Origin of the sequence: Microbispora sp. NPDC049125, from assembly GCF_040802045.1 — a bacterium.
Classification (GTDB): Bacteria; Actinomycetota; Actinomycetes; order Streptosporangiales; family Streptosporangiaceae; genus Microbispora.
On record NZ_JBEZDW010000018.1, the window covers coordinates 1 to 15,052 of the forward strand.

10 protein-coding genes and 1 pseudogene are annotated in these 15,052 nt (G+C 72.6%); 5 read left to right on the forward strand and 6 right to left on the reverse strand.

From position 1 onward, the window contains the following. Positions 1-1,213 (reverse strand): annotated as a pseudogene (locus tag AB0B72_RS21395) (hypothetical protein); the annotation flags it as partial. Positions 1,214-2,248: 1,035 nt separating this feature from the next. Between AB0B72_RS21395 and AB0B72_RS21400 the strand changes: the two are divergent. Next, the gene (locus tag AB0B72_RS21400) at positions 2,249-2,755 is read left to right on the forward strand and encodes a hypothetical protein (RefSeq protein WP_367740618.1); all 507 of its coding nucleotides are present in this window, start codon (positions 2,249-2,251) and stop codon (positions 2,753-2,755) included. A 301-nt stretch (positions 2,756-3,056) separates the two neighbouring features. Further along, positions 3,057-4,211 (forward strand): RtcB family protein, encoded by a 1,155-nt coding sequence (locus tag AB0B72_RS21405; protein ID WP_367740619.1) that lies wholly within the window; start codon positions 3,057-3,059, stop codon positions 4,209-4,211. A 126-nt stretch (positions 4,212-4,337) separates the two neighbouring features. Here AB0B72_RS21405 and AB0B72_RS21410 read toward each other — a convergent pair whose 3' ends face one another. The 4 genes from AB0B72_RS21410 to AB0B72_RS21425 form a co-directional block, all read right to left on the reverse strand. Then, positions 4,338-7,322, reverse strand: a complete 2,985-nt coding sequence (locus AB0B72_RS21410; protein WP_367740621.1) for an FtsX-like permease family protein — start codon at positions 7,320-7,322, stop codon at positions 4,338-4,340. Beyond that, positions 7,322-8,146: an ABC transporter ATP-binding protein gene (locus tag AB0B72_RS21415; protein WP_367740622.1), complete on the reverse strand. Its 825-nt coding sequence runs from the start codon at positions 8,144-8,146 to the stop codon at positions 7,322-7,324. Before AB0B72_RS21415 ends, AB0B72_RS21410 begins: the two co-directional genes overlap by 1 nt. Next, positions 8,143-8,778 (reverse strand): ABC transporter ATP-binding protein, encoded by a 636-nt coding sequence (locus tag AB0B72_RS21420; protein ID WP_367740623.1) that lies wholly within the window; start codon positions 8,776-8,778, stop codon positions 8,143-8,145. The genes AB0B72_RS21415 and AB0B72_RS21420 overlap by 4 nt, the downstream gene beginning before the upstream one ends. Before the next feature lie 197 nt (positions 8,779-8,975). Next, positions 8,976-10,712 carry a choice-of-anchor P family protein gene (locus AB0B72_RS21425; RefSeq protein WP_367740624.1) on the reverse strand — a complete coding sequence of 579 codons (1,737 nt, stop codon included), beginning with the start codon at positions 10,710-10,712 and terminating at the stop codon, positions 8,976-8,978. Positions 10,713-11,276: 564 nt separating this feature from the next. Here AB0B72_RS21425 and AB0B72_RS21430 point away from each other — a divergent pair. Both AB0B72_RS21430 and AB0B72_RS21435 read left to right on the forward strand, forming a co-directional pair. Next, complete coding sequence (locus tag AB0B72_RS21430; protein WP_367740625.1) at positions 11,277-11,615, forward strand: PadR family transcriptional regulator; 339 nt, start codon at positions 11,277-11,279, stop codon at positions 11,613-11,615. Between the two features lie 114 nt (positions 11,616-11,729). Further along, complete coding sequence (locus AB0B72_RS21435; RefSeq protein WP_367740626.1) at positions 11,730-12,788, forward strand: hypothetical protein; 1,059 nt, start codon at positions 11,730-11,732, stop codon at positions 12,786-12,788. An 82-nt stretch (positions 12,789-12,870) separates the two neighbouring features. On the opposite strand, the gene AB0B72_RS21440 is transcribed toward AB0B72_RS21435, so the two are convergent. Then, on the reverse strand, positions 12,871-13,782 hold the full coding sequence (locus AB0B72_RS21440) for a UbiA family prenyltransferase (protein ID WP_367740627.1): 912 nt from the start codon (positions 13,780-13,782) through the stop codon (positions 12,871-12,873). A gap of 99 nt (positions 13,783-13,881) precedes the next feature. Here AB0B72_RS21440 and AB0B72_RS21445 point away from each other — a divergent pair, with 99 nt between their 5' ends. After that, on the forward strand, positions 13,882-15,033 hold the full coding sequence (locus tag AB0B72_RS21445) for a type III polyketide synthase (RefSeq protein WP_367740628.1): 1,152 nt from the start codon (positions 13,882-13,884) through the stop codon (positions 15,031-15,033). Positions 15,034-15,052: the final 19 nt, after the last annotated feature.

Sequence of the window (15,052 nt, forward strand, 5' to 3'; positions counted from 1 at the left end):
TGTCCTTGGGACGGGCATAGGCCGTCATGAACTCCACCAGCGCGGCGGACGCCTCCCGCGCAAGGCGGAACTCCCCCTCCACCCCACCGGTACGCAACTGCCGCATCAACAAGAACCGCGCGGCGTAATCGTCGTCGCACTCCTCGTCCAGCGTCCCCGGATTCAGCAACTCCCGCAGATACCGGCCGACCTTGGCGATCTCCGCCGGAGAACCGTTCCCGGCCAACTCCGCCACGACCGGCTCAGCCCGCACGGCATCCTCATCACTCAACTTGGCCGTCACCGCCGTGATCGCCTCCACCGACCCCTCCGGCAACAGACCCAAAGCAAACCGCTCCCGGATCACCGGCAAACGAGCCAACTCCACGGCCATCCGCATCAGCTGAGCCGCACCCCCCTTACCCATCCCCGGCCCGACCCTCCCCACCGGCCCTCCACCAGCACCGACCGCAACACCGCCGACGGACGCGCCTGCCGCAACAGTGGCGCCCGCACCGGGAAAGACGGGATCGGGATTGGCCAGGCCGGTGGCCGGGTCCGTGGTGGCCGGATCGGGAGTGGCGGGATCTGTGGTGGCGGGGTCTGTGGTGGCCGGGTCTGTGGTGGCCGGGCTGGGAATGGGGGTGCTGGAGCGGAGCCAGGTACCGGTGGAGGCATGCCCATGCGCCTTGACCTCACCGGTCACGTGCACCCGCTCCACCCGAGCCGCCAACGCCGACGTCACCAGATCCCGCGCCCGTATCAACGTCTCGGCCTCATCCAGGCACACCGCTGGGACGTCCGGCACGGCGGCAACCGCCAACCGCCCGGCGATCCGCAACAACTCACCCGCCAACACCCCCGACCCGGCCGCAGCCCCACCGCCGACCGCATCGCGCCCCGTGTCGCAGACTGTGTCGCGCCCCGTGCGATCACTGCCACCGGACGCCTCACCACCGGACGCCTCCGCACTGGGCACGTCATCGACTGCCCCAGCGGGGGTCCCACCGGAGACGCCACCGGGCGCCTCGCCATCGGGACCGTCACCGCTCCAGACGGGGCCACCGACGTCGTCGGCACGCCGCCGTGGCGGGGCCACACGCGGATCGAGCAGGGTGCCGGCGAGGACCTCCGGGACAGCGGGGTCTCCGGCACGAACGCCGTCGGCGAACGAAAAGGGCGGCACGTCCGAAGAACGTCCTGACGACCCATCGAAGCGGAAAGGCGCCGACATCTCAGACACCCCCTTCACTCGCCAATCACTCGAACAACCGATCCAGTAACCCCCACGCTAGCCAACGCCACCGACAAAACCAGGCGCGGAATCTCGCGTAAGCCCAGGTCACACCCATCGAACAAAAGATCTACCTAGAAGCCGATCCCCCGCTCGATGTGCGCACCCCTGACCGATCCGGCCCCGCGCAACAACCGGTGTCTCCCACGACCGATGGGAGCGGATCGGGCCCCGGTCGCTCACAGGCGGATGGCGCTGCGGAAAGGCCCCCTCATCACTGCCGGAACTTCTGCAGGCAGTCTGGGGATCGATCTCTACGCCCAGGCCTACCTTTACGACGGAGTGGGCAATGTGACTTCGCTCGCCGAAGGCGACCGAGTTTCGCCCTACGCCTATCCCGAAGCCGGCGCGTCGATCAGTCGTCCGAACGCCATACGACTGTTCGGGGCGGAACCGACAGCGTCGGTCAGCTGACCGCGCGTGTGGTGACAGGAAGGGCCGAGGAGTGTCGGGGTGGCGCCGCCGGGAGGTTCACCAGGGGCGAAACATTCATACTCCCAAGAAGGGTCATGAAGAGTTTCCACAGATGACCCGCATCTTTCATGCCCGACCACCGCCGTAGCGACCTGACGGTTCCGGCCCCTGTACGCGCACAGGGCTGACGTTACACCATCCGGCCATTTCCTGGTAGCATTCCTGGACTTTGCGCGGTTCCTTAGATGTCTCAGGAACTCCTGGGCCGTGGAGATCAGGCGATCGCAGATGTATTCGCGACCTGGCGTGACCCGAAATACTTGCCGGCGAACCTCAGCCTTTACGCATGAGAAGAAACACCGTGAGCGATGGCATCGCTACGCGAAAAGGGGATGGTCATTGGTACTCGTTCGCCATCCTGTATGCGGGTATCGAAGCCTGTACGAAAACAGTCGGAGAAGGAGGCGAACCTGGATGACGGCGGTTACAAGTGCATCCCGAATCCGACGCCCGACCCCAGCCCGGTACCGCCGCCACGATGATCGACCACGATGGAGGGGAATGGCCGCGATCGCCGTGGTCCTTCTGTCGGCGACTTCCTGCGGCCTTTCGTACATGGCTGATCCGGAGGGCGTGACGATGGGGGTGGGGCTGACGGCCGACGGGCAGGTGCAGGTTTTCGTTCCGCTATGTCCGGGGCAGAGGGTCTCCGCTGTAGAGGTGCGCGAGGAGGTCGTGTCGGCGACCGAGGAGTCACCGAAGCCGCCTCCGCTGCTCTGGCGGGCGACCGGGCCGGTGGCGCCGTACGACGAAGGGCTGAGGTTCACCGTGCTGAAGGATGTTCAGTTCGCGACCGTCGAGAAAACGTTCAGCGGTTCGCTGCCCAGCAGGTTCGGCGTGTACGTGGAGATCGGGTCCCATCGCGAAGGGCTGCCTGTGGACCGCGCCGCGATTCCGAAGGCGGCCACAGGGACCGGGATGCTCGCCTTGGACAATCCGAGGATCGCTGAGGACGGCGTCGTGTCAGAAAAGGATCTGGTCGAATACACCCGGCGAGTCGTCTGCTGACCACGCCACCACGCCACCACGCCACCACGCCACATTCAGCGCAGGGCCACGGCGGTGCGGACGTGACAGATGCGGCTGATGGCTTGAAGCCCTCATAGGGTTTGAGAAGCGCGGGAATCCATGAGCGACACCGATCTCTCCTACGGGCGGGCCGGCAGGCGCCTCGTCGTTCCTCCCGGCATGATGGACGGCGGCGGAGGAGGGACGCAATCGAAATTCCGGACGACTTCGGCAGGTTGAATAATTCGGTTGGGATCCCGGGCGGAGACCGGCACAGTGGATCTCGACGTAGGAGGAGATCATGCCGGAGCAGGTAGCCCACAACCTTCTGTCGTGGGCGAGCGACATCGAGGCGGGCACCATCGAGCAGGCCGCGCGGACCGCGCGCCTGCCGTTCGTGGCGGGCCACGTGGCGCTCATGCCGGACGCGCACATCGGCATCGGCGCGACGGTCGGATCCGTGATCCCCACGGAGAACGCCATCATGCCGGCGGCCGTCGGGGTCGACATCGGCTGCGGCATGGTCGCCACGGAGACGTCGCTCACCGCCGCCGACCTGCCCGACACCCTCGACGCGCTCATGCCGCTCGTGGAGCGGCGCATCCCGGCGGGCGTCGGCAAGGGCCACGAGGACCGCGCGGTCGACCGGGCCCTCGGCGAGCTGGGCCGCCCGCACACGGCGCTGAACGGCAAGCAGGAGACCAAGGTCGCCCGCCAGTTCGGCACGCTCGGGTCCGGTAACCACTTCGTGGAGGTGTGCCTGGACGAGCGCGACCGGGTCTGGACCGTGCTGCACTCGGGGTCGCGCGGCATCGGCAACCAGCTCGCGACCTCGCACATCGACGGGGCCAAGAGGCTGATGCGGCGCGGGCTCGTCGGCCTGGAGGATCCCGACCTCGCCTACTTCGCGCAGGACACGCCGGAGTTCACGGCGTACGTCGAGGACATGCTGTGGTCGCAGCGGTACGCCATGGCCTCGCGGGCGCGGATGGACAAAGTGCTGGTCGAGGCCCTGTTCGGCGTCACCGGCAAGGGCTCGCGGACCAGGACGATCAACTGCCACCACAACTTCTCCCAGAAGGAGACGCATCAGGGCAGGGACCTGTGGATCACCCGGAAGGGCGCCATCAAGGCCGACAAGGGAGACGAGGGCGTCATCCCCGGCTCGATGGGCACCCGCTCGTACATCGTGCGCGGGCTGGGCAACCCCCTGTCGTACAACTCCTGCTCGCACGGGGCGGGCCGGAGGATGTCGCGGGGCCGGGCGAAGCGTGAGCTGTCGGCGGAGTCGCTGACGGAGGCGATGCGCGGCCGGACGTGGAACGCGGACCGGGCGGCGGCGCTGGTCGACGAGCACCCGGAGGCGTACAAGCCGATCGACCGCGTGATGGCGGACCAGAAGGACCTCGTCGAGGTGCGGCACACCCTCCGCCAGGTCTTCAACTACAAGGGATGACCGCGGGACCGCGGCGTCAGCCGCGGTCCCGGCCGGAGCACGAAGCCCCGGTCACCCGCGGAAGACGCCGCACGCCCCCCGGCCGGCGACCGGTCGTCGGCGGAGGACGGCGCCTCGCGACGCCGGTCAGGCGGGCGCCTCGCGGAGCTGTTCGAAGCGGACGCCGCGCAGGAGCAGCTCCGCCGTCACCGCCGCCGCGAGCAGGCTCGCCGCCAGCACGGCGACGGCCACCAGGATGAGCGGCTGCGGGACGAGCGTGTAGTCCAGCTGGGGAGTGACGGGGGCCTCGGCGAACTCCGGCACCCGGGGCAGCGCCGCCCGGGCGGCCACCACCCCGGCGGCGACGCCCGCCAGGCCGGCCCATGACAGCGTGACCGCCTGTTCGAGCAGGAGCGCGATCCGCAGCGGCCGGACCCGGGCGCCCGCCGCCTCCAGGGCGGCCAGCTCGTACGTACGCCGCCGGGCCGAGGCGTACAACGCGAGGACGGCGCGGCCGAGGGCGAGCAGCGCGGCGGCCCCGGCCGACACGACGAGCAGCATGAGCGCGAGCCCCGGCCCCTGCCCGGTGTAGCCGGCCACGCGGTCGCCCACCGTCCGTGTGGCCAGGACGGGCACGCCCGCGGCGTGCAGAGCCTCGCGGATCTCGGCGCCCTTGCCCGGCGCCGCCCAGATCTGGAACTCCGCCTTCGGCGAGTATCCGTACGCCACCCGGTCGGCGAGGTCGAGGTCGACGACCGCCCCGGCGGCGTTCAGGCCGGGCACCGCCGCCACGGGGGTGGTGGCCGCGTATCCGGCGCGGTGGGCGTCGTCCAGCCCGGGCAGCTTCATGCCGGTGGACCCGCCGGCCAGCGCCGGCAGCGGATCAGGGAAGGTGGCGGGCGCCGAGGCCGACACCCCGCCGAACGGGGAGATCGACAAGGTCAGCCCGGAGCCGCCGGCGGCACGCGGCGTCCATCGCCTCATGTCGTCGAGCCCGGCGTCGACGGTCGTCCACCGGCCCTCGTGCCGGGCCTCCAGCGAGGTCACCGTGATGCTGTCGGGCGGGGTGTCGTAGTCGGTCGAGCCGGTGGTCTTCACCTCGACCCGCAGGCCGCGCAGCTCGCACCGCGCGTCCTGGCAGCCGCGCGGCAGCCCCCACTCGTAGACGGCCCGGGAGGGGATGGGCCTGGCGAGAGGGATGGACGCCGGCGTCGTCTGCCCGGCCACCCGGAAGTCCGCGTACAGGACGACGTCGTAGCCCTTGGGGATGGGCGGGACGGCGAGGTGGGCGCGGATGCGGTCGCCGGTGAGCGTCACCCGGGGCGCGACTGGGACGGTGAGCCCGCGCACGAGCTCGGCGAGCGGCCGTCCGCCGCCGTACTCGGGCCGCCACAGGGCGACCGAGGCGAACCGCTCCAGGTCGGTCGCCAGCATGGCGGGCGGCCCCGGGACGACGACCACCGGGGCGGTGCCGGGGATGCCGTCGGAGAGCTCACGGAGCCGGGCGATGTCGCCGGGAGGCACCACGAAGACGGTTTCCGCGCCGTTGTGGACGCGGGCGACGTCGGTGAAGTTCCGCGAGGTCACCGACCAGGCGGCGACGGCGAAGACGGCGAGGCCCAGCCCGGCGGCCAAGACGATGACGGTGCTGGCGGTGGCGGGCCCGCGGGAGATCTGGCGTACGGCGAGGAACGCGCCGATGCCGCCGCGCGTGCGGGTCAGGCGGAACAGCGCGGCGCACGCGAGGGGAAGCAGCCGCCGGGCCAGCAGGGCGACCGCCACCGCGAGCAGGCCCGGCGCGACGAGGGCGCCGGCCCGCTGCCCGGTGGAGTCGGTGATGGCGCCGCCCGCGAGCAGCTCCACCAGCCCGGCCACGGTGATCGTGAGGATCACCGCCTCGGGGATCCAGGTGCGGCCGCGGCCGCGCGGGGTGCGCCGCCACTGCTCCACCACGGGCTGCGCCACGGTCTGCCGGGCGGCCGCGGCCGCGGCGAGCAGGCCGCCCGCGACGGCGGCGACGCCGTACGCCACGGCGTCGGCGTCCACGGTGACCGGGAGGTCCGCCCTGAGCAGCCGGCCCGCCATGGCGGTGGCGACGGACCATCCGGCCGCCACGCCGAGGGGCAGCGCCGCGAGGAGGATCGCCGCGGGCTCGGACAGGCCGAACGCCCAGATCCGGGGCGAGGACAGCCCGCGCAGCCGGGCCAGGGCGATCTCCGGCGCCCGGGCGGCGACGAGGTCGCGGACGGTGAGGAAAAGCAGCAGCCAGCCGAGCACCACCAGCTGGAGGGCCACGAGCGTGGTGGGCACCGACAGCGAGTCGATCTGCAGCCGGATGGCCTGGAGGGTGGTCTCCATGTACGTGAACACCGTGGTGTTCTCGTGGAGTTGTCCCAGGTCACGCAGCCGCCCCTGCACGGCCTCCAGGGCGGCCAGGTCTTGGCTGGTCACGCGCCGCGCGTCGACGTAGACGATCGCCGAGGTGACCCAGGCCTTGCCGGACGCGACGGCGATCTGGTCGCCCGGCGGCGGGCCGTACCGTGCCTGGGTCTGCGGGGTGGTGATGAGCGGGTCGCCGTTCCCCTCGGTCACCCCGGCCGTCTGCGGGAACAGGGCGCGGCCGAACCAGAACGGGTCGGCGGGGTCCACCCGGTAGACGCCGACGACGCGCAGCGGCACCGGCCGCAGCTTGTCCGGCGGCCCCTCGAGGAAGGCAGAGAGCTTGACCGTGGCCCCGGGCAGGAATCCCGAGGCCCGGCTCACCATGATCTCCCCGGCGGCGGACGGGCAGCGCCCCTTGAGCAGGGTCACGTGACCGCACTGCCCGTCCTGCCACAGCAGCGAGTAGAACTTGAGGCCCTTGATTTCGGGGCTGAGCAGCTCGGCGCCGGCGATGGGAGGCCGGAGGAAGGGCGCGGCCACTTGGCGGGCGAGCTCGCCGGCGTCCTCGGCGGGGGAGGTCACGCGCCAGCCCCGGTGGTCGGGCACGGCTCCGTCGAGAGCGTTGCGGATGATCGCGGTCCGCGCTGCGCCCGTGTAGACGGGGGCGAGCGAGGCGGCGGCCACCGGGACGACGGCCACGATGAGCACGACGAGCGACAGCCAGCGCCGCCGCCACAGCCCCCGGAGCATCACGACTCCGCCCGCCGCAGGATCACGCCGTCGCGCAGCGGCTCCACGCGGGCCATCGACCCCGGCGGGAGCAGCTCGTGGTATTCGGGCGGCAGCTGCACCGCGCCCTCGCGTCCGATCACCACGAAGTCCTCCCCGTCCCTGCCCTCCGCGCCGATCCGCCCGTCCCGGATCGTCACCGTACGGCTCATCGCCTCGCTGACTCGTATGTCATGGGTCACCAGCACCGACGTCGCGCCCACTTCGTTGATCAGCTCGACCACGGCCCGGCCGGAGTCGGCGTCGAGCTGGCTGGTCGGCTCGTCGGCGAGCAGCAGGCGCGGCCGGTTGGCCAGGGCGACCGCGACGGCCAGGCGCTGCTGCTCGCCTCCGGACAGCCCACCGGCGGGCTGGTCGCGTACGGAGCCGAGGCCGACGCGTTCGAGCAGGTCCCCCGCCGCGCGCCGGTCCCGCCGCCGTACGGCACGCTGCGCGAAGGCGACGTTCTGGGCGGCCGAGGCGTACGGGATGAGGTTGCGCGCCGGGTTCTGCAGGACCACGCCGATCTGGGCGGCCCTCAGGCGGTCGAGCGCGCGGGTGCCGAGCCGGCCGACCTCGACGCCGCCGAGCCAGAGCCGTCCCGCGCTGGGCCGCAGCAGCCCCGCCAGCAGCCACAGCAGGGTGGACTTGCCCGCGCCCGACGGTCCGAGGAGCGCGACGCTCTCCCCCTCCTCGATGACGAGGTCGATGTCGCGCAGCGCGACCACCTCGATCTCCCGGGTCTTGTAGATCTGCACGACGCCGTCGCACCGCACCACGGCCGCCGGGCTCGTCACGGCCGTCATGCCCGGCTCACCGCCGCCCGCAGCTCGACGACGCGGTCGCAGCGCCCGGCCACCTCTGGATCGTGGGTGGCGACCACGAGCGCGGCCGGCGCCGCCATCAGCGCGTCCAGCACCAGCGCCCGGTTGAGCCTGTCCTGCTCGGCGGTGGGCTCGTCGGCGAGCAGGACACGCGGCCGCAGGGCGAGCGCCCGGGCGACCGCGACCCGCTGCTGCTGGCCGCCGGACAGCTCCTCGATGAGGTGGCTCGCGTAGGCCGTCAGCCGCATGCCGTCCAGGGCCTGCGCCGCCTCACGCACCGCGTCGCGCGGCGCGCGGCCCGCCGCGCGCAGGGCCACCTCGACGTTCTCCGCGGCGGTCAGCAGCGACAGCAGGCCGTACGACTGGAATATCAGGGCTGTTTCGCGCCGCAGGGCCGGCCGCTCGTCGAGGGGGACGCCGCCGAGGAGCACCCGGCCGGCGGCGGGCGGGAGCAGGCCGCCCAGGGTGGTCAGCAGGGTGGTCTTGCCTGAGCCCGACGGGCCCATGAGCGCGACGCGCTCTCCCGGCAGGATGTCGAGGGACAGGCCCTGGACGACCTCGCGCCCGCCCGCGCGGCAGCCGAGCGAGCGGCAGGAAAGGACGGGCTCGGGCATCGCCGGCCTCCCGATGTGCGACGCGGTCAGGGGTGCGTCCTGCCGACCCTAGGCCACAGAAGATCACGATGGTGTCACGATCACTTGACGGATAGCGTCATGACGCCCGAAGGGGCGTGCCGACGCGGTGGCACGCCCCCTCCGGGGTGATGGGCACTCGCCGATCGCGGGTTCCGGCGATCGGACGGGGTGGGACGTCAGGCCGTGGGACAGGGCCCGCCCGGCGGCGTCAGCGCGGCCCTGGCGTGGCTGACCACGATGTCGACGCCGGCGAGCGTCCGCACGTGGACGGCGTTGACCGAGATGCCGCGCCCTCCGGCCGTCGCGACCCGCTCGTTGATCACGACCTTGCCCACGAGCGGGATGTCGATCGACAGGTTGACCCCGGGATCGACGACCGGGACGCCGTTGACCTTCAGATTGGTGAGGCTCACGCCGCCTGAGGCGTGGACGGCGCCGGTGTCGTCGTCCTTCGCCGTGGCCGTGGCCGTGACCTCGTCGGCGGTGACGACGCCGCCGAGCAGGCTGACGTGCGCCGTCTTGGCGGAGGCCGCAGCGGTGCGCAGGCCGGCCGCGTCGACGGTGCCCGACGCCCTGGTCGTGACGACCCCCAGGGAGCCGAGGCTGCCCAGGGCCGCCTGTACGAGCGTCCCGTCGTCGGCGCCCGGAGCGCCGGTGCACGTGACGTCCGACGGGACGAGCGGCGCCACCGTCAGCACCGGGGAGCTCACCCGGCCGCCGTGGGCGTGGGCGTCGAAGATCAGGGCCGGCGGGGTGAACCTCACCTCGGCGCAGCCGGGCGGGTCGATCCCCGCCCGGGAAGTGACGTCGCCGGCACAGATGTCGTACGTGCCCGCACGGGCCGCGGTCACTTTCACCGTGGCGGTGCAGAAGGGCTTCCCGGCGGCCAGCGTGCCGGTCACGCCGACCTGCGCGCCGCCCGCGGGCGCCGTGACGGTGGCGGCGGCGCAGTCGGTGACAGGCGCGCCCGCCGCGAGCTTGAGGCCGCTCGGCAGGTTCGCGGTGAACGACCAGCCTTCCTTGACCGCGAGCTCACTGGTGTTGGTGACGGTGAAGGTGAGCGTCGCCGTCTGCCCGATCTCGGCGGACGCGGGGCCGAACCCGACGCCGAGCCGGGGTGTGGCGTCCAGGATCCGCACGTTGTCGAACGCCGCGTCGTTCCCGTAGCCGCTGCCCTGGAAGTTGACCAGCCGGAGCCCGATCGTGGAGCCGTTGAACAACACCGGCTTGTCGCTGGTGTAGGTGCCCACCTTGATCCCGTCGATGGTCGTCTGCGAGTCGGCGCACGGCTCGATCGGGGTGGTGAAGGTGGGCACGGCGGTCGCGCCGTCCAGCAGGTAGAAGCCGAGCTTGGCGTGGTTCCCGTGGCAGTTGACCTCCGCCGCGTCGACGGAGAACGTGAGGAACCGCTTGGTCGCGCCGATGTTCACTGGCGTGACGGTCTGAAGCTGGGTCTTGCCCGCCCCCGGGTCGGCGTTGGTGTACCCGGTCACGGCATGGTTGGTCGCCGGGTCCGCGCCGGCCCACTTGCCGAGGCTCCCGGCGAGCTGCTTGACGGAGGTCCACCACCCGCCGCAGCCCGACGTGGGAGGCGCGGCAGGCGGGCCCTGCTGGGAGACGATCCACCCGTTGCAGTTGGCGAGCCAGGCGGGGTCGGCCGTGTACGTCTCGTTGACCGGCGCGGCCCCGGTGTAGCCGGTGACGAGGATGGGCGTGGCGCCCTGGCCGTTCTCGAAGGTCTCGGCGAATACCACCGTGGGCGGCTGCGGCGTGCCGGGCCGGCCGGGGACGGCGGTGGCCGGGGTGGCCGCCAGGGAGAGTGCGGCAGCGCAGGTCAGCGTGCCGGCCAGGGTGCCGGTCATGGCGTGCCTGAACGCGCCGGGCAGCAGGCCGCGGGCATGGACATTCAGCAAGCGAGATCCTCCAGTGAATTCGTGGCAGAACGAAATGAGCCCAGGCGACGAGTCGAGCCCCGCAGCCGGAAATTTCCCGGCTTGCCGGAACGGAGCGGCGAAGGAGGCCGACAGCGGTATTCATCGACACCTTTCAGGTGAAATGAAATACAGCTGCGAAAACCGTTATCGGTACCTCTCAAATGCCCGACTCCGCCCTTGACTGCCGCTTCCTATTGGAGCGCCAACATGACGGTCCGCCTCTGGCGCGGCCCCCTCTGCCTGCGCCTGGACACAGCCCCCGACCGTAACGTGAGGACGGACCGAATCGCGGGACAGACGCGCCCGATATTCTCCGCGCCGTGATCGGATCGGGTATGGAGGAAACGGCGGCCGATATCCGGAGCGTGACCGAATTATCCAAGAGCGTCCCAGCGGGCTCTCCCCCCGGCGTCCGGCCATTGAAAGCGGACACACCTCGTCGACGTGCCACTACGCGACAGGGAGACGCCGATCAAGGGGCGGCCCGAAAGGACGCATACCCGGACCACTTGAATATCCTGCTTGCCGATATATCATGGCTCCATGACGCCAAGGGCGATGACCGAACCCGCCTTCCTGGTGCTGACCGCGCTCGTGGACGAGTCGCGGCACGGCTACGGGATCGCGCAGGAGGTCGAGCGGCTCTCCGAGGGCAGGGTCCAGCTCAAGATCGGCACGTTGTACGGGGTGCTCGACCGGCTGGGCGCCGACGAGCTCGTGACCCTCGACCGGGAAGAGGTGCGGCAGGGGCGGCTGCGCCGCTACTACCGGCTGACGGACGAGGGAGCGCGTGCGCTGGAGGCCGAGGCCGTACGGCTGGCCGCCAACGCGCGGCGGGCGACGGAGCGGCTGCGCGCACGCTACGCGGGCGGCACGGCGTGAACGGCGGCCCGCGGACGCCGCCGCGACGCGCGGAACGACAAGACGGGCGGCAAGACGGGCGGCAAGACGAGGGTCCGAAGGGTTTCCCGGCCACCGCCGACGGGACGGTGCGCGATGAGCTTGCTTGAGGACCGCTACCGGCGGGTGCTGCGGCTGCTGCCGGCCGCCTATCGGGCCGGGCGCGAGGAGGAGATGGTCGCGGCCTTCCTTGAGGGCTCGGCGGGCGTGGGTGACGAGCACAACGCGTGGCCCCGGTGGCGGGAGGCAGCCAGCGTCGCGGCGCTCGCCGTACGGGTCCGCCTGGGTGGTCCCGGGGCGACACCCCGGTCGATCGCCCTCGGGGAGGCCGCCCGCATGGTGGCGGCGCTCGGCCTGGCGTACTGGGCCGTGCAGGGCTGCGCGCTCACGGTCGGTTCGCTGGTGAACGAGATGATCGTCGACGCGTGGCCGCGCTCCGGGGACGCGGGGTGGCCGCAGTGGCCGTGGCGCCTGCTGCTGGATGTGTGCCCGCTGCTGTGGGCGGCGGCTCTGGCGGCCCTCGTCCTCGCCCGCCGACGGGCCGCCAAGGCGCTGGCCACGACCGCGTTCTGCGTGCACGTGGCGGCCGGCACCGTCGCCTTCGCGGTCTCCCCCGCGTCCTCCGGCGACTTGCTGCCGGCGGCGTTCCCCACGTGGCTGCCCGGACTCGTCACCGTGCTGACGGTGTACGCCGGGTTCCACCGGGACGCGCCGCCCGTGGGCCGCCCGAGCCGGGGAGCCGTCATCGCGCTCGCCTCGGGCTTCGCGCTCGCCCTGGTCCCCCAGGCGCTCGTCTGGGCCGCGTTGACCGGGGTCGTCAGCCCTGAGACGTGGTCGTGGGCCTGGGCGCTGCTCGACGACCCGGGCCTCGCCGCCCTGGGACTGCCGGCGACGGCGCTTTGGTGCCTGGGGGAGCGGCGCGGCTCCTCGGCGGCGCTGGCGCCGGCGATCCTGGGGTTGTCCTTCCTTCCCGCGGGAGCGGCCGTGCTCAACCTGTCCGCCGTCGACCCGGCGAGCCATGTCATGAACGCCGTGACCGCCGCGCAGCTCGCCATGATCCTGGTGTGCGGGGGCGCGCTGGCCGTCTGGGGGACGAGGACGCTCCCCCCGGCCGCCCCGTCGTACCTCGCCCGGGAACGGCCCCTGGAGGGATGAGCCGCCGACGCGTCCCGGCCCCCGGCTGACCATCCAGGTCACGATCCCCGTCACGATCGGCGGCCCAGGACACGCGGCTGGTTCAGGACGCGGCGATGCCTGTGCCGTTCGCCAGCAGGAGCGCGATGTCGACGCCCGCCGCGGCGATCGCCGCCGCGAACGGCACCCTGGGCGACCTGCCCCCGAGAAGGACCCCGGCAGCCGCGCACACGGCGACGGCCGCGAGACCCGCCCATCCGGCGGCGCCGGCCGGGCCCGGCGGCGCCACGACCAGCAGCAGCGAGGCGGCGACCAGCGGGAGCGGCATCAGCGCCCGCACCCGCTCGGCGCCGATGCGCTGCGGCCAGCCGCGCACGCCGGTCGCCATGTCCCCCGCGATGTCGGGCAGCACGTTGGCCAGGTGGGCCGCGCAACCGAGCAGCGCTCCTGCGGCCACGGCCCACCAGGCGGGCCAGGGGCCCCCCGGCTGCTGCGCGGCGACGAAAGCCGGAACCATGCCGAACCCCACCGCGTACGGCAGCCAGGACAGGGCGGTGCCCTTCAGCCCCAGGTTGTACGCCCACGCGGCGGCCACGCCGACGAGGTGGGCGACCCCGGCGGTGAGGCCGCAGGCGAGCGAGAGCGGCACGCACACCACCAGAGCCGCGACGGCCGCCGCCCGCACGGCCCGCGCGGACACGAGGCCGGCGACGATCGGCTTGCCCGAGCGCCCGGCGGCGGCGTCGCGCCCGGCGTCCACGGCGTCGTTGCACCATCCGACGGAAAGCTGGCCGGTCAGCACCGCCGCCGCCGCCAGGACGCATCCGGCGGCGTCGCGCCCGCTCGCCGCCACGAGCGCGGTGACGAGCGCCGTGACGGCCACCGTGGGCCCCGGATGGCAGGCCCGCGCGAGGCCGGCCGCCATCGTGAGAGGTGAGCGGTGACGCCGCCCTCCGATGGGGACGGGGCCCGTCTGCCTGAGCGTGCCGTCATGTGGAGCCCCGCTGTCCGTCACGAACCGAGCGTAGCTCGGCTCTCCCGTCACGCCAGGCATGCCGGAGCTCAAGACGGGCAAAAGGCAGGTGTCCGCCTTTCGCCTGCCCCGGGATGTCGAATGACCCGTATCGCGGCCGTCCATGGTGTCCTTCCCCCGCATCGTCACCCCCAGAACGAGATCACCGACGTGCTTGCGAAGGTGTGCCTTCCATCCGGGACCGGCCGCGGAGTGCTCGACCGGCTGCATGCCAGCGCGCGGGTGGAGCACCGCAACCTGGTGCTCCCGCTCGACCAGTACGGCAAGCTCGACGGCTTCGGGACGGCCAACGACATCTTCATCGAGGCGGCCCTCGACCTGGGCGCCGAGGCCATCCAGGGCGCGCTCCACGCGGCGGGGCTCACCGCCGGGGACGTGGACATGATCATGTGCACGTCGGTCACCGGGATCGCGGCCCCGTCACTGGACGCGCGCCTGGCCGGGCGGCTGGGGCTGCGGCCGGACGTGAAGCGGGTGCCGGTCTTCGGGCTCGGCTGCGTCGCGGGGGCGGCGGGGATCGCCCGGCTGCACGACTACCTGCGGGGGTGGCCGGAGCACGTGGCGGTGCTGCTGTCGGTCGAGCTGTGCTCCCTCACGCTCCAGCGCGACGACTCCTCGATGGCCAATCTCGTGGCCGGGGCGCTGTTCGGCGACGGCGCGGCCGCGGTGGTGGCGGTGGGCCGCGACCGGGCGGCCGGCGTCCGGGCGGGCGGCACTCCGGGTGGCTCCTCGGCCGGCGTGACCAGCGGTGGTGAGCCGCCCGCGGACGCCCCGTACGCGCCCGGGCCGGATGCGCGGGGGCCGGTCGTGGTCGCGACGCGGAGCCGCCTGTACCCCGACTCGGAACGGGTGATGGGCTGGGACATCCGGGACAGCGGCTTCCGGGTGGTCCTCGACGCGGGCGTGCCCGACGTGGTGCGCACCTACCTCGCCGGCGACGTGCAGGCCTTCCTCGCCGACCACGGGCTGACGCCCGGCGACATCACAGCCTGGGTGTGCCATCCCGGCGGCCCCAAGGTGCTGGAGGCGGTGGCCGAGACGCTCGACCTGCCCGGCGGGGCGCTGGAGCTGACCTGGCGCTCTCTCGCCCGGATCGGCAACCTGTCCTCCGCCTCGGTGCTGCACGTCCTCAGGGACACCCTCACCCTGCGGCCCCCGCCTCCAGGCACGCCCGGTCTGCTCATCGCGATGGGCCCCGGGTTCTGCTCGGAGCTGGTCCTGCTGCGCTGGTAGGAAGCCGGCGGGAACCGGC